The organism is Desulfoconvexum algidum, from assembly GCF_055382125.1.
On sequence record NZ_AP042394.1, the window covers coordinates 2494334 to 2517066 of the forward strand.

Sequence of the window (22733 nt, forward strand, 5' to 3'; positions counted from 1 at the left end):
TTCTCCCATAGTTACAAGTTTTATAATCAATAAGATGGGGCTGCTTAAAATCGTGCTCAGCAATAGAATGGGATAATAAAAAAGCTCTTAAATCTATTTAACAAAATATAAGATGAAATTCAAATTCAAATTCAAATTCATAGTTAGAATTTATAAAAGGTTGAGCACTGCTGCGTGTAGAGCTCTTTTTTTTTATCATTTCTCAGAATACAATATGTAGTGTCCGCAATCTTTTCATCCTCAGATATAAGAATACACTATATGGGTGAAACCAAAACCAAATTAATCAAGGCTTCACTATATTTTATTGGAGAATAAGTTGAGACCCAAGATGCCTTCTGGCAAACGATAGGGGGAGACCTGGCAATATTGATCCCCCCAGCCTGTGCGGCCCCATATTATTGATGTTAAGCCGGACCCTATACCGTTAGTAGTATAGGGCCGCAACCCGACCCCGACACTGACCATGAGGTTTATCGAGCCCTGGCATAATCTATTAAGGGGATACGGGGCAGTGGTTGCCGGGAGCTTGATAAAAAATCGGATGTTATGAAGTTATTCAATTTTTATCTGGGTGATTCCTGGTGTTTCTCCGCCTGGGTCATGCGTTCGTAGAACTCATAGCTCATTGTACCGCCCCACGGGTCAGGATCGCAACCGTCCCGATCTTTCGGTCCCCAGTAATTACAACCGAGTGGGTTCCCCCGGATACAATCGGCCCCACAATCCTGGCAGTCTCGATTTGGTATAGCCGTTGAACCACCTGGGCGAGATTTATGCCCTTGGCCTTGTCTTTTGTCAATGTGTCTGTAAGCTTATATACTAAGCCGCCTGACCGTCTGGTCCTTGTCATAACCCCTCACCTTCTATTTCACCAATCATGCCTACAGACCTCCTCTGCTATTGGTATATCTACTGGTGCTAAGTCCAATTCCAAGAGTTTACTAATCGGCACCCATAATACACGATGATGTTCTTTGGCGAATGGTTTACCATTGATAATCTCAACTTGATAACAATACAGTTCATATGGTTTGCCTTTGACCTTAAATTTGTTGGAAGAGATCAATCCGAGGACATTAGTATCCACATCAAGCTCCTCCATCAGTTCTCTTCTCAGGGCTTCTTGATGGGATTCTCCGTTTTCAACCTTACCACCCGGGAACTCCCATTTGCCATCCAAAGCCTCACACGACCGTTGAGCCATCAATACGAGACCACCACTATAAATTATGCCTCCTACGACATCCTGTAATGTATATTTTGGATTCATTGTGTCAGATCTGTAGCAACATACACGAAGATTGTAAAGCCGGGAATTATCATTCATTTGATCAGCTTTCTTTAACCCCCCTGTAGGGGGATGATCCAGTATCAATACGGGCTTTTTGAAGTATAAAACAGAATATCCGGATAATGGCCTCCATTTAGACCCGATACCCCTGATTTTAACCTGAATCTCATACCATCAATAACGTAGCAATAAAAACGCCGCCTATCAAGCCGTGAAGGCCCTTGTTTAAAGGGTTCTTTACGTGAACACCTATAAGCCGATGATATTTTCAGGCCTGCAAAACGGGAAAGGATTGGCACCCGAACGAAGGAAGTTGTGGCACTGGCGGCTAATCAATTCCGGGGAGCTCGACCACGGTATTTGCCATTGGATCCATCAGGGCCTGGCAGGAGCTATTAGGGCATGGGGGCCATGGTGATCAATTTTATTTTCAACGAAATATATTAAAGAGTTGAATTTGAAAGCATAGCTCCTGACAATGTTTTTTATTCATATAGTGGAAGCGGGTCAATCAACTCACTGATGGCCTTTAAGTAACCCATACATTTCTTCAGTAATGTTTTCTGTGTAAAAAATAATTTTATTGTTAACTAAACCATCCGCTGCAAGACGAGCACGTTTATTTAGCAGCCACCAAATGTCAGTTTCACTATAATCTAGCGAGAAACCAATGATGTGGACGTTGCTCGAAAAGAATAAATCTATCCATGAAGTGTGACAGAATTCCCCTGCTTTTAGCTTATCTATCATTGGGAGAACTTCTTGCTTCTTACCTTTGGCAGAATACTTGTAGCTACCTTTAACATAAGAACCAATTTTGCTAATGGAGCCACAATAGTGATCCAGACCTAACATAATTGATTTAGGATGGTCGATTTCACCATGAATGTTCCATAGCAGTTTGGTTCCTCTAAAGGGGGTCAAACTTGGAAGCTGTTTGACATTCTGGGAGTCCTCAAATGAAACTGCTTAGGACATTTTAGTCCAATATCCTGAATGCAAAATTCTATCTGAAAATCAATTACTTGTAGCAATGGAAGCTTATGAGGAGATTAGTTCTATTTTTGGCAATTGGTGTAAAATATATATTATACACAACAAAGCGAGTTATCGTTTGGCGAATTTATGAAAAATAGCAGTTCTTCTGCCTTGATTTAATATTATAACATATTGAAATATATGTCAATATGTTATAATATTAAATTTATTTTTTTTCTTGATTTTTCAATATTTGTTTGTCAGTGTGAATGAAGTTTGTCGTTACAAAGAAGAGGAATGATCAGATTATAATAAAGGTAAAAAAAATGGAACCGGGAATATATATCAGTAAAATAGAATTTGATACTATAACAAAAAGAAAAAAAATAAGTTGGAAATACATTATGAAATACAAAGATTATTTAATATCAGATAAAACGATTGAAATCGGCTTAAAAACTATTGATGTTGTTAAATTTATAGAGAAAAAACAATGTTATAGAATTATTGCCGTTTCACAAAGGCACAAACATTTAAAATATCGTAGTGTTTATTTTTATGAAAAAAGGAAAAAGACTCCCAAAAATTTATTCTTACATCGTGTAAGATTAACTGCGCATGTAAGAGAGCCTGAAAAAGGTGAAGTCTGTCGACATATTGATGGCAATGCAATTAATAATGATTTAAGTAACTTAGGCTGGGGGACACATAAAGAAAACGTACTAGATGCAGTCAGAAAAGGTGTTTTTAAGGGCGAGAATCAATCTAGTGCAAAGATTAATGATTTTTTTGCAGTAGCGATATATGTGCTTGCTAATTTAAAGCTTGTAGATTCAAGAATTCATTCGTTTTTAGAAATTTCAAGTACACAAGTTTATAATATAAAAAACCGTAAAAGTTGGTCTCATGTTGCTATGCCCGAGATCGATAAAATAATAAAACTGGCAAATGACTGTATTGAAGACAGAATATCAAAAGAGAGTATGAAAATTAAAACTGAAAATAAAATGAACACTTCAAAATTTAAAAAAAAGGTCAAAACTGAAATTCAGAACTTGTTAGAGAATGTTTCTAAACTGTGAAACGTAAATAGCTATTTTCGTTAATAAAATATTGTTAGAAAAAGTATAAAATCATAGAACGGTTCTTGGCGTGTCAGAAATTGTGTTTTTACACCCCAAGACTGAGTAAAGAAAGGTACACTTTTTTTAAACTCCGGAAAGCCCCGGTCCTTCGTGTAAAGAATATTTAGAAAATCTATTCCTTTACATAGATCAAAGAAAATAAAGAAAGGTTATAGGAGAAAATTAACAAATGGCTGATGTCGGATACATAAGAGTAAGCTCTGTTGATCAAAACACGGATCGACAATTGGATGGAATAGCCCTGGAAGAAACTTTTGTTGATAAAATCTCCGGGAAAAATATTGATAGGCCTCAACTTCAGGAATGTTTGAGGTATCTTCGGAAATCAGATACACTCCATTGTCATTCTATGGATCGTTTGGCCAGGAACTTAAAAAACCTCCAGGAGCTTGTCGAGGATTTGACAGCTCAGGGGATTAAAATTCATTTTCACAAAGAAAATCTGACCTTCAGTGGCGGTGATAACGCCATGTCGATGCTCATGTTACAAATCATGGGTGCTTTTGGTGAGTTCGAGCGTTCATTGATCAGGGAGAGGCAGAGAGAAGGGATCAAAAAAGCCAAGGAGCAGGGTAAGCACCTGGGACGCAAACCTAAACTATCTTTAAACCAACAAAAGGAAGTTATTGCCCTGGTTGATGCCGGTGAGAACAAGAAGGACCTTGCAGAAAGATTTAAGGTTAGCAGAGTTACTATTTATAAAATTCTCAAAGACTTTAAGATGGGTGAAATCTCTGGACCCGTTGAAACTCAGTTATCTCTCCCCGTTAGTGTGAGTGCTTAGTGATCACTTATCCGGATAATGAGTCGAATAGAAAAAAGAGTTCCCCTGGGCATAAAAAAAGTACGCCTTTTAAGATCATCCTTGAACTGCCAATTAATACCTGATAAACTGCTGAAAGCCTCCCCTGGCGGGGATCGAGAAATAATTATAGTCTACAAATTTGTAGACTTATATTAAAAGAAACAGGGAGTTTATGGGAAAAGAAATGTCTGATTTGATGAACTTTTTAGAAAATTTAGATTTCGATGATCGAGCATGGGAAGAAATTGAAAGCGATTTGACGGGCGAATTGATTGATGGATGAAGGAAAAAATGGATTCAAAAGAATTTTTTAAAACCAAGAAATACCAGGGCAAGATCCTTGGAGTCAATCTGTATCGAGAACGGCTTTCTGACACCGATTTAGAAAAACTGAGATCTGAGTTTTCGGATATCCTTATTGTTGGAAATTGTGTTTTTTGGTTTTCGGGACATGAAACCTGGCCCGTCGAACGGCGGTTTGGCTTTTTTGAACGATTTCAGTCCTCATATATCACCCGTATTGATCAGAAAGCGGGTCGGGTTGCGGCTCTCAGGCGGTGGTGGCACATTCAAAAAACAGCGAATGATAAAAGGATAGATCGTGATCGGCCGGAAATTGACCTTGGTGGAGCTGGATGGGATGCTGTGGATACAGGTGATAGCGGTCGGATGATTGAAACCATGATTTGGTGCGTTTAAGAAGCCATCTAATCCCAGATCTTAAAGATATTGGCAAACTCCACTATTAAAGAGGTTGAAGGAAAAATATGAAAAAAGAAGAACTTTTAAACCCCCGGAAACCCGGGCGGGTGAGGTGTCTAACGATACTTATCCAACACCAACTGGAAAAAGAAATTATTGCTTACCTGGACCAGTATGAATCGGTGTTTTTGCATAGCCACCGAGTTGTCTTTTACCACGAACAAGGAGTTCGCCAGGTCGTCAAAAAATTTGGTCCGGAAGCCCAAAAGATTGCTGAGCAGCACATCATTTCAGACCTTGATGCATACTTTACCGAAGTCACTGGCCTCCGAGTAACCGAAGTGCCTAAACACTGGAGCTGGCGACCATTTCAAAAATGGTTTTGGCCGACCGCAGAGCTTGTCCGGGGCAAGCAGGATCGCACCCACCCCTCATTGTGTGAGATCCTTGAAGATGTATATGGGACAAGCTCATCAAAAGATCTGAAGACAAAAGAAGGTTGAAAATGGAAATTTCTCTTGAGCGCAAAATGTTGTTAAAAAAAGAGTATTATAAGTACTGTGTCCGGAGCCAGCCGGTCATCTTATGCCGAGAGCAAGCAAGGCGACATCATAGTAACATTAGGGTATTAGCATTGGACTTGGAAAGAACCATAACAACCAGCGTTGATCCAGAGACTTATGATTTTTGGGCCAGGCCCCATCTCTTCAATTTTTTGGAGTCTGTGAAGGATCTGTTCGAGCGGATCGTGATTTTCACGGCTGTCCGTGAAGATGTTTTTAGGATCGTAGCGAAAAGCCTGGAAAAAAAGAAGAAGGTACCTGCCGGATTTGCAGAATTTGAATATATTCAGTGGCCCAGGACCGGGAAAAAAGATTTGCAATACATCTCTGGCATTGAGCCTCATGAAGCGATACTCGTTGATGATTATGCTGGCTATATTCATTATGAGCAACTTTTTCAGTGGATCAAAGTCGATGCATATGAAGATATTAATTTTCATTTTGATCGTGAGCTGCCCAGGGTTCTTGGTATTTTGAGAATGATTAAGCACAACACCATTAGCAAAGAATCGGTTTTAGAATATCTTGAGCCATACGTTGATAATCCGGGTTCCGGGATAAAGCGGGCATGGCTATACGGGTCAGTGGCCCAGGGCAAGGCAGATGCAGAAAGCATTATCAAGATTGCCATAGAGATTGATGATAAGGTAGACAAGAAACGGACTGAACAGCCTTTTGGCCGGGGTGTTATGGACCGGGCGCAAGGTGAGTTTGAGCGGTATTATTGGGGTAAAATGGAGTTAATTGCTTATCCTGTGTCTGACATTAATCTCAAAGAAGAGATTGATAATGGAATTCAAATTATCAATTCTTGGGAGCCTTTTAATGTTGTTTTTACCAGGGAACCGGACGGTATTGATATTCAATTTCCAGATATCCTTGGATGCCATGGATATTGCCCCGACGATGGCACCGATCACTTTAAAAGTTTCACATTACAAGCTCATGAGCCTGCCCAGCAGGCTTTAGAGGAATGGCTGAAAACCGCCACAGCAAACGACTTGCCAAGGGAACAATTGTCAGAAGAAAATTTAAGAAAGCAACATCCTGAATCGATGATCCAAGAAATTTGGGTGCAACTACCATGGAAAAAGAACAATGAAAAAGAACTTCTGGAACTCGCAATAAAAGTTTTTGAAGATCGAAAAACCGCTGAGAAGTGGCTCATATCAAAAGCCCCTGGACTTGGCGACAAAATTCCCATCGAATTTTCACGAACTCCAAGTGGCCTGGTGGAAGTCCAGCAACTTTTAATCCGGATCGAGGAAGGAATTTTCATATGACGACTGAAAATTTATTAAAAGAATTACAGGAAGAACGGATAAAATTTTCTAAAGCAGATCAAGAAAAGATGTTGAAGATAATCGAAGCCCTTCTTGAGGCCGGGATTTATCCCAAAACCACGCCCACCATGGAAAAATACGGATATACCCATCAGAATATGGTGCAGTATTGGGGCGCATGGTGGCACATCTATAGTGAGCCACACTGTTGTCCTCACTGCTTAGCAGATCTACGTGATCATGAATCAGGCCCACCCGGAAAAAGGGAGCTGCTGCACAAGCCGAAAGATGACCTTATCTGTCCAGATTGCCAAGAAATTGTCGGAAATTTATACAACACGATAAACTAAATATCTGGAGGATTTTTGATGGGAAAGAATACCGAGATTAATTTTTGGAGAACTAAGAAATATCAGGGGAAAATAAATTATATCACTTTATACCGTGAGAGGCTTCCTGGTGGTGATTTGGCTGAATTAAAAATAGAGTTCCCGGATATTCTGATTGTTGGTTTTTATGTTTTTTATTTTTCTGCACTTGAGACCAGGTCGGTGGAGAGAAGATTTGGCCTATTGGAAAGTTTTATGTCATCTTACATCACTCGTATCGACAGAAAAGCCGGAAGGATCGGGGCTCTCAGAAGGTGGTGGCATGTCCAAAAAATGATTGGGGAGAAGTCTTGTATCGACCGAGATAGGCCTGAAATCGATCTTGCTGGTGATGATGGTTGGAAGCCGGTGAATCTGTCAGATGACAGTTGAAAGATTGATTCTTGGGCGTGGGAAGAAATTGATGTCGATTTAACAAACGATTTGATTAACGGATAAGAAATCATGAAAAAAGACGGCGGTTTGGTCAGGAATTGGCAAATTCATCATTTAACGATCCCGCCAGATATGATTAGAGACTATAAGTGGCTGACGGATATGTATCCAGACATTCTTTACGATCCTGGGCCTTTAGTTTTTACCGGCACGATCGTCCACGATGCAGCGCAAAGATGGCAACCGGGAGATCATATGAGATCATCATATATCGTTGCTATTGACCGGGACAAAGGGGTGATCGAGACCCAAAATACGATTTATAAGGTTATCAACGAGGGTGGTGATATCTATCCGGACTTAGGGAATGGTATTCTAAAAATTTTTTATTAAAGCCCAAATGAGTAATAAACAGACTAAAAATGAAATTAGATGAGATCGACATAATCATTGAAGACGCTGTCGCTTCAAGCGCAATCGAAGGCTATATCACCCCAGAAAGAGAAAAAGAACAGTTGAGACAATGGTATCTCAAAGGTCTTTCTGCTGATGAAATAGTAGAAGAAATTAAAAAAGATATGGGGCTCAAATGATAAATTATGATGACCCAAAAATCAAAGACTGGTTAGCCGAAAATCCCACGCCAAAAGGCCATAAAGGCTTAACTCAAAGGTGTTGGCAAAATATCCGGAGAGGCCTGCAGAGATGTTTGAAAAACAAAAAGGATTTACAGGCTTGCATTAAATCTTGTCAAAAGAAAGATCGAATTGGTGGTGAAGTGTGGGTTCGGATCTTAACGGGCAAAGAGCCAGATCGGGTCAAAGAAGTGTTCACCATTGATGATTTCTTTGGGTTACCTAAAGAGGAGATGGCCTGGTGGGAAAATGTTGTCCAAAACCATCCTTTTTCCATCCTTTTTGCCAAAGAAAAATTTGATGGAATGCCCAAAGCAATGCAAGATGAAATTCGAAAAATTTTAAAATAAGGAATTAATTTTATGGTTTGTTCTGACGTTAAAAAATTTCCACATTATATCGACCAATTGGAATTAGACAAACAGCAACCACCATCATTATTGTCTTACGAAGACAGGCTAAAAGTTTACGACTCATTGCTTCCAGCTTGCCAGGAATTGGCAAAAAAAACCGAAAATAAAGAAATTACACATAATGTGTAAAATATATTACGCAAACCAGATTAACACACAATGTGTAATATTAAAAAAGGGGCGTGTATGTCAGCAAAACCTAAAAGAATTCGTTGTTTAACAGTCCTCATTGAAGCTCAAACAAGATTGATGAACGAATTAAATTTGTTTGATATCCAACATAATACTATTTTTACATGGCGTGGCAATGGAAACCCAAAGGATCAAAAAGACAAGACAGTTCATGGCTCTTTTTGCCAGGCAATTATTGCTCAAGAACTTTCAACAGAGGTGTTTTGGATTGTCCTTGTTGATCCTGGGGGCGATTCTGGAACATCGATTAGCAACTCAGCTCGGTGGATTATCCTGAAGGCTTGTCAACAATTTGGAATTGATATCCTAAATATCCGGGCCTTTGAAATCTATCCCTGGGAAAAGGGCCCTTCTTATGCAGAAATAATTTTGGGTGAATATCATTTCTTGGAAGGTTGCATGAAAGCCGATATTTCTTGGCAACCGTGTGATACTGGCGTTTTTGGGTCACTAAAAAAGATTGTTGAGATCGCCGGAGAGGGCGTGGTCGATCACGGATAAACCAATTCAAAATTTGATTTTATTTTCATAGAGCGTTTGCTTCAATTTTTTGTTTTCGATTTTCAAAGCCTTAATTTCTTCGTGTCCGGTAAAACAGATTTGGACGAGCTGGCCAATCTTGCCCAAACTAAAAAGGATCCAAATTAATAAAACGGTTTGTATGATTTCAATATAAATCATTATCATATCCTTTATAGATAAGGGGATCTCAAGAAAAGATCCCCCATGGGTAAACAATTATTATTTTTTCAGTCGATCATGTTTTCTCTTACGATGAGCTGCACAACAAAAATTTCCAACAACTTTAAGATCTGATGATAATAAAGGCCGGTCTCCCTGATAGATTTGATTCTAATCCTCTATTACCACGCTTATTTTATCTTTCACAACAGCAGGGTCGATATGCATACCATTTAATATCCTGACACTGGGGACAGAGTTAAAAGGGCATCAGCTAATATGACATAAGATGTGTCATATGTCATATATAAATCTTATTTTTTCAGTGGGTTATCTGTTTAAAAAAAACAAAAATAAGCCCCCCAAAACTGTCTTGCGGGTATCGAAGATAGGTCTCTTTTTGCAGATCCCTATGTGTTGAGTGTTTTCGAATGTCAAGAATCATATTTGATACATTGTTGCATCTGTGGTCAGAGTTTTTTTAGATTTTCAGGTAGCCAGTAGGCATCTCACTGCTGCCTTCAAGCTATCTTTATGCTATCCTCAAGCTATCTTTATGCTATCCTCAAGCTATCTTTATGCTATCCTCAAGCTATCTTTATGCTATCCTCAAGCTATCTTTATGCTATCCTCAAGCTATCTTTATGCTATCCTCAAGCTATCTTTATGCTATCCTCAAGCTATCTTTATGCTATCCTCAAGCTATCTTTATGCTATCCTCAAGCTATCTTTATGCTATCCTCAAGCTATCTTTATGATATCTCCAAGCTATCTTAAAGATATCTTTAATATTTAGATCACGGGGTTACAGTAACAGGTGCAAAAAGGCTACAGTAACAAATAAAATCCGTATTGAAAAAGGGTTACAGTAACATAGGGAGCATCAAAAAAATCAGGGGTTACAGTAACACCTTTACATCCGTACTCTAAAACCAAGTACACTTGTAAATTTCCGGTCATCAAAAAAATACTTTTTAGAAAAACAACTTATCAAAAAACACAAAGAAAAATTCGGATTTCAAAAATAAAATTATAGGGCATCATTATATTTTTTTGCTATTCAAATAAGAATTTGTGAAAATATGAGAATTTTTGGATTACCAAAAAAATTTATTGAAAAGCTTAACTGTGCTTCCATTTTTATGGAGAGGATCAGTTTATCTATCTCACTCGACTATTTTAATGTTTATTGATTCTCAATAGTAACTCTTTCCCAATCAAAATGACGTCGGCAATAATATAAATTAATACCGGTATCAATGTCCCAACCAAAAAAACGATATGAAGCGAAATAGAAAATATTGCATTTAGGTTGTTAAGCGGATATTTTAGAAGGAACAATTGGTACTGGTGTTGCAAGTAACCCCAGAAAATAAGAAAAGCAAAGTCCAATGCTATGGTTACCACGAACCGAAGGAACAGAAAAATTTTTCCCGTTAGAAATTTTTTTATCTCATTCATGGCTAAATTCCTCCACAGTTTTTTTCATTTTCTGCCTTCTCTCTCCGGGCAAGGCTATCAAATAGTTCTCAAAGGGAAGGTTTAGTTTTTTAACGCCCCAGCCCTTTAGTCCATTTGCGGTTGCATAGGCCACCATTTTAGACCATATTTCTTCTGTAACCCCATCCTCCTTTTTTTTGATGAAATTCCCGTTGTCGTCCAGGAGGGCATTTCCGTAATCATTGACTTTAATATCCCAGGAAACCATCTGAAGAGCTTTGGCAACATTGGCTTTTGTGGTGCTGGTGTTTGATGCAATGGTCTGCAGTTTGTCGGAATTGTTGCCCGAGGTGCCGTGCTGTCCACCGGATATCCTGTAGGGCGAAAGGGCTTCATGAATCTGGGCGGTGAGCTGGACATCTATTCCGGTGCCGCTTTGTTCAATTCCGTGGGTGGTGCCGTTGTTCAGTGCAATCCAGTCCGGAAAGATATTGTGGGCATTGAACACCTGGATGAAAAACAAAGCTTCTTCATCCGTGGAAAGCCCGAGGGTTCCATTGATTTCACCTACCTCTGTTTCGAGGCCGGCCCAATCGGGAACAAATGGATTGAGTTCAATGTTTGCCAGGGGGGTCTGGTCGTCGGGCATAAGCAGGGCAGGGACTACATCGGGTTGCTCTACGGCTATGACGAGCCGGAAACCTATGAAAAAGATTTTGCCCAAATCGATCTGTTTGATGATTTTATAACATCAGGAACAGGAGGGACATTGCTCCAACAGGTTCAGCAGGCGATCCTCGACCTTGAGCCCCTTCCCAATGACAAGGAAAAGAGACAATGGGTTGAGGGTAACGACCGGTCCATCAGTTTTCAGATTGCCCACAGCCGCCAGCGGGAGGTGGAGATCCTTCAGGATCAGCTCCTCCATAGCTTTGAAACGATTGAAGACCTGAATCCCAGGGATATCATCGTGATGACACCGGACATTGAGGCCTATGCCCCCCACATCGAGGCCGTGTTCGGTAATTTGTCGCCCATGGACCCAAGGTTTATTCCCTTTACTATTGCGGACAAGCCCAATAGGGAAAGCGTGCCCATGCTCAAGGCCCTTGAGAAGCTTTTACATCTACCCGACTCCCGCATGGCTGTCAGCGATCTCATGGATCTTTTGGAAGTACCGGCGTTTAGAGAACGGTTCGGCTTGGGGGAGGAGGAAGCAAAACTGATTTGTTTTCCCTTGATAATGAAAAGATTGCTCGGAACATTGCAAATTGTAAATTGCCTGTCTGGATTGGTATTGGTCATGAAATTGATACCAGTGTACTGGATTACGTTGGAAACCGGTCTTTCAAAACACCAACCGCTGTTTCTGAAGAATTAGTGGCCAGGTTCATCGAAATGGATCGACATCTCAATGAATCCAGAAACAGGCTCAAATCAACCTGGGATTATCGGTTTGAAGGGGAAAGGGCTTGGGTCTCTGAAGCAAAGACAGGTATTCGGGAAGGAACTCGAAAGCTGATTGATATTCTAAAAAGTGATTTGAAAAGCAGTGCTAATCAATTGGCGGTCAAGGTAAATACTCGGCTGGCAACTGAAAAGGGCATGGTATCTGTTTCGAAAAGCAGAATAATATCCTTACCGGAAAACAGGATCAAAGAATATAAACGGGATATCGGATATTTCAAGCATCGGTTCAACAAAGATAAAATTCTGGTCCAGCTTAAAAATGAACGAGCTGCCCTCCGAATTAAAAAATCAACACTGAAAGCATACGACCCAAAGACAAGTTTAGATAGGGGATTCTCTCTTATTTACAATAAGGCCGGCAAACTCCTTAAATCTGTTTCGGATATTTCCCGGAATGAAACGATAATAACTGAATTGGGTGACGGACGACTGACAAGTGTCATAGAAACAATAGAGGTGAAGACAAATGAACGAAATTGATATCTCAAAGATGACCTACGAACAAAAATCTGAAAAACTGGATGAAATATTAAACCGGCTTGATAGATCAGAAACGCCTATTGATGAACTGGCCGAGGATGTAAAATTAGGTGCCAGGTTAATCAAGGAGCTTGATAAAAAATTGAAGGCCGTTGAAACTGAAGTTAGGGATGCTTTTAAAGAATTAGAGGATCAAGAAACCTGAATGCAATAAATAGAAGTCTGACACAAAAGATATAGACTACCAGACTCGGTTTGATAGGGACCTTTAAATGGAAATAAGGATTATGTCTTCCAAAAATAAACGAACAATTGAACATTTCAAAGGTTGTATAATTGGTGGAGCAATTGGAGATGCGTTGGGTGCACCAATTGAATTCATGTCGATTGATCAAATCCGATCTAACTTCGGGCATCCTGGACTGACTGATTATTCAGAAGCATATGGTCGAAGAGGTTCCATTACCGATGATACTCAAATGACTTTATTCTCAGCCGAAGGTTTGATTTTATCAAAAGTCAGACAGGAATATCAGGGGGATAAAGGGGTAATAACTGCTGTTTACCATGCTCTTTTAAGATGGTTATATACCCAAGAAACAAATCGTCAAGATACTTTTCTTCAAAATCATGGTACCTGTTCAATTGTGGATGGAGTATTAACAGGCTATAAAGAACTTTTTTCATTAAGAGCGCCAGGGAATAGCTGTTTGTCAGCTTTGCATTCTGGGAGAATGGGGACTATTGAGAGCCCCATTAATGAAAGCAAAGGTTGCGGTGGCGTAATGAGGATTGCACCAGTCGGACTCGCCTACAATGATGCTGAAAAAGCATTTCAAATTGGTTGTGAATGTGCGGCGATTACACACGGTCATCCTACTGGTTATTTGAGCTCCGGAATTTTGGCTGCTCTAATTTCCATGATTCTTTCAGGAGACTCACTTGTATATGCAATTGATGAATCTATTAGGATTTTGAAAAATGAGAAAAATAATAGAGAGACATTAGAGACAATTGATAAAGCAATGGGGATGATGGGTAAAACAACTCCTGGACCTGGTGTCATAGAAGATATTGGGGCAGGATGGGTGGCAGAAGAAGCTTTGGCTATCAGTATTTATTGTGCATTAGTTGCCGGCGATGATTTTAAAAAAGGGGTTTTGCTTTCAGTTAATCATTCAGGCGATAGTGATTCGACTGGTTCTATTACAGGGAATATTTTGGGTGCGCTGTATGGGGGCGATATTCTCCCTAATTCTTGGGTGATAAACCTTGAACTAAAAGAGCTAATTGAAGAGACTGCTGGTGATCTGTTTGATCAGTTCGGACAGACAAGTTTAACATAAAGAAAAATTGAACAAAGAGATGTCAATCAGCGTCCAACTTTCAAGACTTTCGAAAAACAAGTCAGTGTGAACGTCAAAGATGGGCTTTGGTAATCTTGGGACTTGTGTAATCAGTTCGAGAAAATAATAGAGAGGCTTAACCTTGCTTCCACTTTTTCGGAGAAGGATCAGAACCGGATAAATGTGAAAAGTGGGATTGGTTTAATTGGAATGAGTTTCCAGAACCTTTTTTTTTGTCCTTGAAGAATTTATTGAATCAAGGGTTTAATCACTAAAAGTGAAGAAGAAGGACAGGGGGCAAAAAAATACTACCCAACGAAAAAAATGTTCGCCTGATGATGGCCATGGGATACATACTACACCATAGCGTTGCTACCCATGCACGAGGAACCGTTCTTTTCACCATTAAAAGCCCCCTGCCATCCTTCCATATATGACAGCATCTTGTACTGCGCTATTTGTAGGGCATGTCAAAAGGTGTGAAAAGATTATAAGATGAATGGACAGTAAATGACTTATTTAACAATCTATCAAGAAATATTTTCGAAATTATATAAATCAGGTTTCTCTGTATCAGAGGCTCTAATTACACTTACTCACAGGTATCTCGATGGTCAGCCTGCAAAAAAAGGAAAAAAAAAGCTAAACAAAAGAGACCGAAATGCTGCATTTTGGATGAGTCCCTTTTGGGCTGATATTTCTGATGAATTTTTTGCAACAGAAGTATTCTGTTTTGCCCTGACACGCTACCTTCAGCAGAATGAAGTTATACAAAACAATCTATTGCAATCTGTTTTAGATCGTTCTCCCAGCACACTTTGTCAGGCAGTAAAATATTCCCAAGTATTTCTTTCCCCAGATCAAAAACGATGGCAAGAAATTTGTAATCTAAACATGGCCAGCGACAATGAGTTTACTTTGTTGCTTAAAGACTGTGAAAGCATACAGCAAGAACAGAATAGATTCCGTTGTGGCATGAAAATGTTTGAGGATAAACTCGAACAATTATCTCCCCTTGATATACTTGTGTATGCAAGCCTTTATGCTTTTAAAAATTTAATTATTCCTTTAAGAGGGCAGACTCAGCCGTTGGGTGGTGTTGATGCAGAAGAATTGGAGGAGAACAAAGAAGCGATTGAGCAAATTTTGTTATGGAAACTTAAAAATAGTGACGATGAATCTTTCAATTTGACAGAACAAAAAATTGCAGAATCGCTTAAGAAACACATGGCCCCATTCCTGTTTCCTGACAAAACATCCACTTCTCAGAAGTTACGAGATGAATTTATATTAAAAGCATTCGAACAACTCGTATCTGCCCATATTAAGCTGAATAATTATAATTTAACTGTTGTGGATTGGTTCTGTTTTAATGAGGGATATAATTTTCCTGATGAAAAACCGGAACGAAGCCAATGGGTTCAAAATGGAAAAAAACTTAAACATCTTCATGCGTATTGGTTTCATAGAGCTTTTGATGACTTTGTTCTATCAGGGTTTTCGAAACAGCAATTTGGGCACTCAGAAAATGATGAATGGAATCGCTGGGCTTACCGACACAGAACTTGTAGTGTTGTCTGCTTGTGACACTGGATTGGGAGAAGTCCAAACAGGGGAGGGGGTTTATGGCCTAAGACGAGCGTTTGTCCAAGCTGGGGCAAAGAGTTTGGTCATGAGTATGTGGAAGGTACCTGATACTGAGACCATGGAGTTGATGGTTCAATTTTACAAAAATATCAAATCCGGAATGAACCGCTGTCAGGCCCTGAGGCAAGCGGCTTTACATGAAAAAAAAATAATTATAAAACGGTATAAGAAAGATAAGCCATCCTATTGGGGAGCATTTTTATTTTTAGGTGAATCCTGATCCCCTCCCGTTATATCAAAAAAAAGTAACATCGTATATCCTTACACAATTTTTTCGGTCCAATTTGAAAATTTTGGAATTTTATTTTTTTGACACCGATTTTATAAGAGTAACTGCCCCTTTTCAAAAATTGGAAAAATCGCCTGAGACATGGATACTTTCCTGAATTGCTGTTGTATATAATGCAAAAATGGTTTCTCCAGCACCCCATCCCAAAACAAATCAAGTCACTTCCCCATTAAGATCCGCTCCATTTTAACCACCCCAATTTCCAAAGTCTCCACGCCCGAACCAATTCCTTGACAATACCCCATCAAAAATCTTAAACAACATCTTTAATAACAGAAAGATCCGTTAATAATAACAAGCGCATAATAAAGTGTTGAAATAGGATGAAAAATGCCAAAAACTTATGGGGATAACATATTTACAGCACAACATCATGCTTTACTTTTTACAAGTATTTCAAAGGAGATCATTAACAAAATCGGTGAAGAAAATGGTGAAAAATTAATACGTCAAGCTGTTAGAAAATATGGTCAACAACGTGGAAAAAGAATGGCACTTCGAGCCAAGAAAAATGGCCATGATTTAACCGTTGCTAATTATTTTGCCTATGGGGAATGGGAAGTACCAAAAGGTGAGATGGATTTTAAACTGATCGAAAAAAAACCTGACGCCCGTTTAAATATTTTCAAATGTCCATGGCACGCTGTCTGGAAGGAAAATAACCTTTTAGAATATGGAAAATATTTTTGTAAAGAAGTTGATACTGCTCTTGTTAAAGGCTTTAACCCAGATCTTGAAATAAAAGTCAATTCAACTCAAACCAATGGGGAAGACCTTTGTGATTTCGTTTTCAAGGATGCAGAGATCACTTTTTTTAAACTTCTCGATTTGGTTTATAAAAAAAAAGTTAAGCCAGGTGCTTCTGCAATTATGCCTTGGGAATATCATGTTAGTCATCTGTTTAAAACTGTTGGAGAAGTCATCAAACATGAATTGGGGGCTGCGGCAGATGAAATAATGGAAAATGCCCTGACTGATTTTGTTAAATTCTCTTCAAAGGACCATATTGAAATCATTAAAAGATATTTGGACACTGATTTTGATAAATTGCCACAATAGAGTCATAACAACCATATACCAAGCAAGCCCATATAGGAGCACTACCCCTTGTCAGCACTCACCAAAATAACAATCATTGAAAAAATATCAGAAGAGATCAACCAGTCGCCTCCCCAGGCAAAAGATATAATTGAACACCTCCTTGAAATCATGAAATCCACATTGGCATCTGGAGAAGATGTTATGATATCAGGATTTGGAAAATTCCAGGTTAATGAAAAGGCACCGAGGAAGGGAAGGAACCCGGCAACTGGTCGAGAGATGATACTGGATAAGAGGCGGGTTGTTACTTTTAAATGTGCTGGGATTTTGCGGGATAGGTTGAATGAATAACGAATTGAAAGGGCAAGGACAATTTAAGCATGACAACTGACAAAAAAATAAAATGTGAGAACTGTGGTAATCCGACTCCTTCATATAACACTGTCTGTTTATCCTCAGAGGACAACTTACAAACCATTTGTCTGAAATGTTACAACAAAACTATTGCAGGCGCCTTAGGTGAAGATTATCAACACATGGATTTTGAACCGATAATCATAAAAGACTCCGATGAGATAGAACATAAATTCCATTTTCTCCATAGATTGTTGGGCCATATACAAACAATAGAATCCTTTGAGCTCGTTGAAGGTTCTCCTGGCGGTTATGAATTCAACGTTATTGGTGATCCAGAAGAAGATTTGTTTGAATTGTTTACAAAATTATATGAACGAATGAAAAGAGCCTTGAATAAAAAACACATCTATCGGGATGAAGGAACTCGGTCATGGCAAATAACCGATAAAGATATTGTTCACGGTCAGATTTCCTGTGAGCATGATTCTTCAGATTTTGACAGAATCCCAATGGTAATAATTGATGGAAAAGAAATTTCCTGGAAAGATTTCGGTCAGACGCTCATGACTTATGAAGGGTTTAATTTTAAGTTCCAGATATTTGATCGCAGCGATGAAATGGATTGAACTGCTAAATGAATGACAAACATAAATCCACGACCATAGCAGATGCAGTTATAGTTCATAGCGAATGAATTGATACCAATTTTCATATATATGTAGCATCCATTTTTATAGCAGTTGTCCAAAAATCGTCTTCGATTGTTCTTACTTTTTCGATAATTTTTTCACATGTTTTTGCGGTAACTTTATTGAACCCACAATCAAGTTGTTTGATTAAATTTTTCACAGTGAAGTCGCAATTTCTTCCCACGTGGTTTTTTGTTACTCCCCAGCATGTTTCTATCGGCTGTAATTCTGGATGATATGGTGGTGTCCTTAGGACCGTATGCCCGAAAAATGCGGCGATTTCATCAATTGCATAGACCGGTTCAGGAGCCAACTTTCTTAAGATTTCAATCAGTTCCGGCTTTAAACAATCATTCTGGCAATAAATTTTATTTTGCTCCAGCCAGTCCTTTATCTTCTTTTTAGAACTCTGGTGTGTTGGTGGGGAATGTTCTGAAAGAAGATTGTGGTATGAGGCATTATCCATGATTATCAATGATTTTTCTGGGATATTTGGAAGGAGCATTTCTGTAAACCATTTTTTAAACAAATCCCAATTCATTTGGCCGTGATAATCTCCGGTCTTTCTAGTGCTTTTGAATACGAGTTTAGCTCCGGGAACCCAACCGTTTTTAGTGATTGCATTCATTATTATGAGGCGCTCTCCTTTACCTGTGGGCTTTTGTACCCAAGGGCCATCCTCGCCATAATACCATATAAAGTCATTACTATGATTTTTATTAACATACGACTCATCCAAATAAACTTCAGGGCGTTTTGTTTCAGAGGAAACTTCAGAAGATCGGTTGTTTCTCATCTTGCGCAAGTAGCGCTGTCTTGCGGCAATCACATGATCCTTTTCTTTTAGGTGCTGAGATCGAGTTCCCTTTCCGAACTCAAACCCCCACCTATTGAGGGTTCTACCCAATGTTGTTTTGTGATATGATTCGTCAGGGTATTCGTCTCCTAAGAATGATTGGATGTCAGCAAGCGTTATATATTCTCCATTACTATTAGCGGTTCTAATGTACGAGCGGACAAGTGCTTGATGTGATACATCAAAAACATGAGCAGGCCGACCCCGCATCTTTATAGGATTATCGAGTAGATTAGGATCTCGATTGTAATCCGCCATAACCCTTTTAACAGTAGCTGTGCCAATGCCCAATGCATCCGCAGTCCGTTTTGTACTCGGTTTTTTTGGTATCAGTTTATTGTTGTCAAAATATTGTTTCGTTGAAACAATAAGTTTCTTTGTTTCTGGAAGTAATGCTTTCCCACGAGATGATATCATTCTCTATAATTTCCCCAAGTTGAGTGGTTTGATTTAGGAATAGAATATCATTCATTTATGCTTTATTCAAGTATCAATTCATCTGCTACGGACTATAATACCCTTCTATCTGATCTCTCCATTGAAACAAAGCATCAAATTAAGAATTCAGGTGAAGACGGATTAATCAATTTTCATTTTGGTCTTGGGATGGGTATAAGAAATGAATTCGGGCTGTGGGAGAAAGATTCCAAACTTTATGAGAATTGCAAAGAGTCTTCAGGCGATCCGAATCTCGATATTGACACCGCCTCTGAAATGATAATCAAAGCTCTCTGGGACAGGTTACAGAAATTTCCACCGCCAAAATTAGTTAGGGATGGAACTTATTAACCATCGAAATTTTTTTTAGTCTGCAAACCTTCGAGCCTACTCAGCCCATCCCAATCATCTAAGATAGGACTTCTTTCTCTTGGGTCTTTGAATCCAACCTCTTCGAGAGTCCATTGATTTCTTCCAAATTGACATGGTCCACATGCAGTCACCAAATTGGTGGTATTATTTGTGCCTCCTCTACTATGTGGAAGAACATGATCAAGAGAGGCAGCTTGAGAGTGAAGTGCGCTATGTCTTTCATATTCGCTTGATACCCAATGAGTTTCGATTGGAAAACGCTCAATGAAAATTTTTCGTGCTACTCTGGAAATAACTTTGGTGCCACAATATCTGCATCTCCATCCATCTCTATCGAAGATTTTTTGTTCTGTTCGATTTGTCGGCATTCTTTTCTCAACTCTTTGATCCTTAGGAATAACGTCCTTCGGTTGTGAAGACTGCCAATGTATCACTGGGTTTGTATGACCAGCGATGAGTCTGTAAAATTGTTTGATCTCTGGCATGTCAGCTTTAACAAGCAAGCTTGCAGCTAATTCTTGATCATTTTTTAACAAGGCATTTGCAGCAAGATCTAATAAGTTTACCGCTCTGTAAATCTCTGGAATTGGATATAAAAAACTGTTACGCATTTGTTTTGTTTCTTTCCTTAACAATTAAGTTCTACTGTTTTTTTAGTTTTGCTAACCCAAAGATATCTGATCGAATAACACTTAATGGATATCAAAAAATGCTTATCTCTATCAACATCCTTTTAAACCTTCCGACAAAAAAATAGAAACATGGTTAACCTTCTGAAATAGGGCTCATTTGAGCAATTTCACAAAAGACATTTTTCCTTTATCCCAAATAATGCCCAACCGTAAACCTCATATCCTCGTCCAGATCATCTGTACCTGACAACCACTTTAAATAATCTTTGGGAATATCCCTGAATAGCTGTCCTTTATGTTTCCCAAAATACATTCGACTCAACAAAACCGGTTTACTTGAAATATCCATCATTTTGTTATCAACAGCAGCGGGAACGATATCCTTGCTCATCTTTATAAATAATCTCTCAAACAATTTTTCAAGGACCAGAATATCCCCCAGGGCATCATGGGCGGTTGCTTCAATTTGAATGCCTAGATAGTATCTTAGATATTGAAGCTTGTATTTGGGAATAACACCATTCGGATCCAGGTGCCTGGCCAACTTCAATGTGCAGATCACCTTTTGGGGGTGGATACCTTCCTTGACGAGCATATCAACATCAAATTTAGCATTGTGGGCGACAAGTATATTGGTATCATCATTTAATAAATCGACCAATTTTTGATATTCAGGGGGAGTCCTTAAACGCTGGTTTGTCTGCCACCATTTCATTCGTAATATGATGGATACTCATTGGTTCAATGGCAATTGGTAAAGGTGGTTTGAATAATTCGTTTACAATTTCACCAGTGTCGAGTTTATAGGCGAGTTGGCATAATCTGTCTTCTTTTTCAGTTCCGGTTGTTTCTGTATCGAGAAATATGAACACTGTGGCTCCGATCAATTATTGGTTTCAGGCTTTGGCTTTAAATTTCAAATGGCGCATGGTCATCATATATAACAACATTTTCAAAATGAGAACTAAAATTTTCTCCTGAAAGAGTATGAATTGGGACTAATTTTTTTGGTTTCAACGCTTTAGCAAGTTTTTTCAAATCATTTAGATAAGCATGCCCGCTCACATGGACATGAACAAGCTCAGCATTATATTCATTGCAGAAATCCTGGTGATAACTATCTTTATCCAAATATCCTTTCCACATTGAAAAAATATATTTAACATTTTCAAAGGGAGTTTTTTTAATTAGAATTTTTGATATTTTTTTCAGGGCACTAACAGGTAACTTTAAAACCATCTGTTCCCTTTGATCTACAATTTCATCAATTTCGATTTTACGGGTTTTATATTTATACAAAATGCTCTTATCAAGATGATCTACAATATTCTGTGCATGCCCTCTGATATAAAAAACCCTAATATTGTCACCATCAAATGGTGGTAATCCAGGGGTTATCTGTTTCAATTGATCAAGTAAATAATAGGTATAAAGATCTAAAACCAGAGTTTTTTTACTTTTTCTCGTAGCTTTATATAAGGATACAAGTCTATCGACATTGCTACCAGCAGCCATTATTAAAGACACATCTTTCTGTTTTGAAAATATATTAAAGAATTCTTGCTCGACTTCCTCCTCATTTTCAAATCCAACTTTATGCTGTCCACCGAGCGTTGTTCCTTCCATTAATAAACAGTCTATATTTGATATGGGTTTTTCAACGATCCTTTCCAAAAGTTTTGATTTTCGACCATGTCCTCTGAAGTCACCTGAATAAAAAATCTTCTTGTCATCAACTTCTACTAAAAAAGAGGAGGCATCGTATCCAGAATGATCCATGAGATATGACGTTATTTTGAAAGGACCTAATTCTACAGGACGCCAATGTTTGAATATTTTATAGTTTTCAAAAAAAATCTTGCTTTGAGGTGGATAAAAAACTCTTCCTATTTCAATCAACGAATGAGTCCCTTTACTTACAAACACAGGAATTTCTGGATGGATATGATTCAACAAACCACAATGATCTATATGGGAATGTGAAATAAAGACAGCGAAGATATCCGGATTGGTATCCTTATATAAACCTTTAACATCAGGCAAAATTCCATTTTCTACTGATGGTTTTTCCAAAGCATTTTGATTTAATTCTCCACCGCCTTTCTCCATAAGAGGGGTACCGAGATCGATTAAGATTCTATGAGAGTTGGATTTTATCTCAACACAACTGCCGCCTATGGTGTGAGTACCCCTATGGATTATTATCTGTGGCATAATTTGA

At 38.7% G+C, this 22733-nt stretch carries 31 protein-coding genes; 22 read left to right on the top strand and 9 right to left on the bottom strand.

The window, feature by feature from the left end; translation table 11 throughout:
- Positions 1-625 precede the first annotated feature (625 nt).
- The 3 genes from ACZ45G_RS11400 to ACZ45G_RS11410 all read right to left on the bottom strand — a co-directional run bounded on the left by ACZ45G_RS11400 (position 626) and on the right by ACZ45G_RS11410 (position 2218).
- Positions 626-853: a hypothetical protein gene (locus tag ACZ45G_RS11400; protein WP_464178143.1), complete on the bottom strand. Its 228-nt coding sequence runs from the start codon at positions 851-853 to the stop codon at positions 626-628.
- An 18-nt stretch (positions 854-871) separates the two neighbouring features.
- The gene (locus ACZ45G_RS11405; RefSeq protein ID WP_464178145.1) at positions 872-1330 is read right to left on the bottom strand and encodes a (deoxy)nucleoside triphosphate pyrophosphohydrolase; all 459 of its coding nucleotides are present in this window, start codon (positions 1328-1330) and stop codon (positions 872-874) included.
- Positions 1331-1810: 480 nt separating this feature from the next.
- Entirely contained in the window at positions 1811-2218 is a 408-nt protein-coding gene (locus ACZ45G_RS11410) for a hypothetical protein (protein ID WP_464178147.1), read from the bottom strand.
- A gap of 380 nt (positions 2219-2598) precedes the next feature.
- Between ACZ45G_RS11410 and ACZ45G_RS11415 the strand changes: the two genes are divergently transcribed.
- The 12 genes from ACZ45G_RS11415 (at position 2599) to ACZ45G_RS11470 (ending at position 9275) form a co-directional block, all read left to right on the top strand.
- Positions 2599-3354: an HNH endonuclease gene (locus ACZ45G_RS11415; protein ID WP_464178149.1), complete on the top strand. Its 756-nt coding sequence runs from the start codon at positions 2599-2601 to the stop codon at positions 3352-3354.
- 232 nt (positions 3355-3586) lie between these two features.
- Positions 3587-4201: a recombinase family protein gene (locus ACZ45G_RS11420; protein ID WP_464178152.1), complete on the top strand. Its 615-nt coding sequence runs from the start codon at positions 3587-3589 to the stop codon at positions 4199-4201.
- A gap of 312 nt (positions 4202-4513) precedes the next feature.
- Complete coding sequence (locus ACZ45G_RS11425) at positions 4514-4921, top strand: hypothetical protein (protein ID WP_464178154.1); 408 nt, start codon at positions 4514-4516, stop codon at positions 4919-4921.
- 68 nt (positions 4922-4989) lie between these two features.
- Positions 4990-5427 (top strand): hypothetical protein, encoded by a 438-nt coding sequence (locus tag ACZ45G_RS11430; protein ID WP_464178156.1) that lies wholly within the window; start codon positions 4990-4992, stop codon positions 5425-5427.
- 2 nt (positions 5428-5429) lie between these two features.
- Positions 5430-6770, top strand: coding sequence for an NIF family HAD-type phosphatase (locus ACZ45G_RS11435; protein ID WP_464178158.1), 1341 nt, complete (start codon positions 5430-5432; stop codon positions 6768-6770).
- Complete coding sequence (locus tag ACZ45G_RS11440) at positions 6767-7120, top strand: hypothetical protein (RefSeq protein ID WP_464178160.1); 354 nt, start codon at positions 6767-6769, stop codon at positions 7118-7120. Before ACZ45G_RS11435 ends, ACZ45G_RS11440 begins: the two co-directional genes overlap by 4 nt.
- 18 nt (positions 7121-7138) lie before the next feature.
- On the top strand, positions 7139-7531 hold the full coding sequence (locus tag ACZ45G_RS11445) for a hypothetical protein (RefSeq protein WP_464178162.1): 393 nt from the start codon (positions 7139-7141) through the stop codon (positions 7529-7531).
- Between the two features lie 72 nt (positions 7532-7603).
- On the top strand, positions 7604-7927 hold the full coding sequence (locus ACZ45G_RS11450; protein WP_464178164.1) for a DUF6957 family protein: 324 nt from the start codon (positions 7604-7606) through the stop codon (positions 7925-7927).
- Between the two features lie 29 nt (positions 7928-7956).
- Entirely contained in the window at positions 7957-8127 is a 171-nt protein-coding gene (locus tag ACZ45G_RS11455) for a hypothetical protein (protein WP_464178166.1), read from the top strand.
- Positions 8124-8519 (top strand): hypothetical protein, encoded by a 396-nt coding sequence (locus tag ACZ45G_RS11460; protein WP_464178168.1) that lies wholly within the window; start codon positions 8124-8126, stop codon positions 8517-8519. Before ACZ45G_RS11455 ends, ACZ45G_RS11460 begins: the two co-directional genes overlap by 4 nt.
- A gap of 12 nt (positions 8520-8531) precedes the next feature.
- Entirely contained in the window at positions 8532-8711 is a 180-nt protein-coding gene (locus ACZ45G_RS11465) for a hypothetical protein (protein ID WP_464178171.1), read from the top strand.
- A gap of 57 nt (positions 8712-8768) precedes the next feature.
- Positions 8769-9275, top strand: a complete 507-nt coding sequence (locus ACZ45G_RS11470; RefSeq protein WP_464178173.1) for a hypothetical protein — start codon at positions 8769-8771, stop codon at positions 9273-9275.
- 1633 nt (positions 9276-10908) lie between these two features.
- Here ACZ45G_RS11470 and ACZ45G_RS11475 read toward each other — a convergent pair.
- Complete coding sequence (locus ACZ45G_RS11475) at positions 10909-11544, bottom strand: class II fructose-bisphosphate aldolase (RefSeq protein WP_464178176.1); 636 nt, start codon at positions 11542-11544, stop codon at positions 10909-10911.
- 24 nt (positions 11545-11568) lie between these two features.
- Between ACZ45G_RS11475 and ACZ45G_RS11480 the strand changes: the two genes are divergently transcribed.
- From ACZ45G_RS11480 to ACZ45G_RS11520, 9 genes are all read left to right on the top strand, one after another.
- Positions 11569-12276, top strand: coding sequence for a hypothetical protein (locus ACZ45G_RS11480; RefSeq protein ID WP_464178178.1), 708 nt, complete (start codon positions 11569-11571; stop codon positions 12274-12276).
- Positions 12159-12845, top strand: coding sequence for an exodeoxyribonuclease VII large subunit (locus ACZ45G_RS11485; RefSeq protein WP_464179931.1), 687 nt, complete (start codon positions 12159-12161; stop codon positions 12843-12845). The genes ACZ45G_RS11480 and ACZ45G_RS11485 overlap by 118 nt, the downstream gene beginning before the upstream one ends.
- Positions 12832-13050, top strand: a complete 219-nt coding sequence (gene xseB, locus ACZ45G_RS11490; RefSeq protein WP_464178180.1) for an exodeoxyribonuclease VII small subunit — start codon at positions 12832-12834, stop codon at positions 13048-13050. The genes ACZ45G_RS11485 and xseB overlap by 14 nt, the downstream gene beginning before the upstream one ends.
- A 67-nt stretch (positions 13051-13117) precedes the next feature.
- Positions 13118-14191: an ADP-ribosylglycohydrolase family protein gene (locus ACZ45G_RS11495; protein ID WP_464178182.1), complete on the top strand. Its 1074-nt coding sequence runs from the start codon at positions 13118-13120 to the stop codon at positions 14189-14191.
- Between the two features lie 510 nt (positions 14192-14701).
- On the top strand, positions 14702-15778 hold the full coding sequence (locus tag ACZ45G_RS11500) for a hypothetical protein (RefSeq protein WP_464178184.1): 1077 nt from the start codon (positions 14702-14704) through the stop codon (positions 15776-15778).
- Positions 15723-16058, top strand: coding sequence for a CHAT domain-containing protein (locus tag ACZ45G_RS11505; protein WP_464179933.1), 336 nt, complete (start codon positions 15723-15725; stop codon positions 16056-16058). Before ACZ45G_RS11500 ends, ACZ45G_RS11505 begins: the two co-directional genes overlap by 56 nt.
- Positions 16059-16457: 399 nt before the next feature.
- Positions 16458-17186: an L-2-amino-thiazoline-4-carboxylic acid hydrolase gene (locus ACZ45G_RS11510; protein ID WP_464178186.1), complete on the top strand. Its 729-nt coding sequence runs from the start codon at positions 16458-16460 to the stop codon at positions 17184-17186.
- 48 nt (positions 17187-17234) lie between these two features.
- Complete coding sequence (locus tag ACZ45G_RS11515; RefSeq protein ID WP_464178188.1) at positions 17235-17519, top strand: integration host factor subunit alpha; 285 nt, start codon at positions 17235-17237, stop codon at positions 17517-17519.
- 29 nt (positions 17520-17548) lie between these two features.
- A complete protein-coding gene (locus ACZ45G_RS11520) occupies positions 17549-18151 on the top strand; it encodes a DUF7686 domain-containing protein (protein WP_464178190.1) in 603 nt (200 codons plus the stop codon).
- 82 nt (positions 18152-18233) lie between these two features.
- Here the strand turns inward: ACZ45G_RS11520 and ACZ45G_RS11525 are convergent, their stop codons facing one another.
- The gene (locus tag ACZ45G_RS11525; RefSeq protein WP_464178192.1) at positions 18234-19487 is read right to left on the bottom strand and encodes a transposase; all 1254 of its coding nucleotides are present in this window, start codon (positions 19485-19487) and stop codon (positions 18234-18236) included.
- Between the two features lie 57 nt (positions 19488-19544).
- On the opposite strand from ACZ45G_RS11525, the gene ACZ45G_RS11530 reads away from it, so the two are divergent.
- Positions 19545-19859 carry a DUF6794 domain-containing protein gene (locus tag ACZ45G_RS11530; protein WP_464178195.1) on the top strand — a complete coding sequence of 105 codons (315 nt, stop codon included), beginning with the start codon at positions 19545-19547 and terminating at the stop codon, positions 19857-19859.
- On the opposite strand, the gene ACZ45G_RS11535 is transcribed toward ACZ45G_RS11530, so the two are convergent.
- From ACZ45G_RS11535 to ACZ45G_RS11550, 4 genes are all read right to left on the bottom strand, one after another.
- Positions 19856-20491, bottom strand: a complete 636-nt coding sequence (locus ACZ45G_RS11535) for an HNH endonuclease (protein WP_464178197.1) — start codon at positions 20489-20491, stop codon at positions 19856-19858. The genes ACZ45G_RS11530 and ACZ45G_RS11535 overlap by 4 nt on opposite strands.
- A gap of 208 nt (positions 20492-20699) precedes the next feature.
- On the bottom strand, positions 20700-21173 hold the full coding sequence (locus ACZ45G_RS11540) for a putative quorum-sensing-regulated virulence factor (RefSeq protein ID WP_464178200.1): 474 nt from the start codon (positions 21171-21173) through the stop codon (positions 20700-20702).
- Between the two features lie 10 nt (positions 21174-21183).
- Positions 21184-21384: a 3'-5' exonuclease gene (locus ACZ45G_RS11545; RefSeq protein ID WP_464178202.1), complete on the bottom strand. Its 201-nt coding sequence runs from the start codon at positions 21382-21384 to the stop codon at positions 21184-21186.
- 37 nt (positions 21385-21421) lie between these two features.
- Positions 21422-22726 carry an MBL fold metallo-hydrolase gene (locus ACZ45G_RS11550; protein WP_464178204.1) on the bottom strand — a complete coding sequence of 435 codons (1305 nt, stop codon included), beginning with the start codon at positions 22724-22726 and terminating at the stop codon, positions 21422-21424.
- Between the last annotated feature and the right edge of the window lie 7 nt (positions 22727-22733).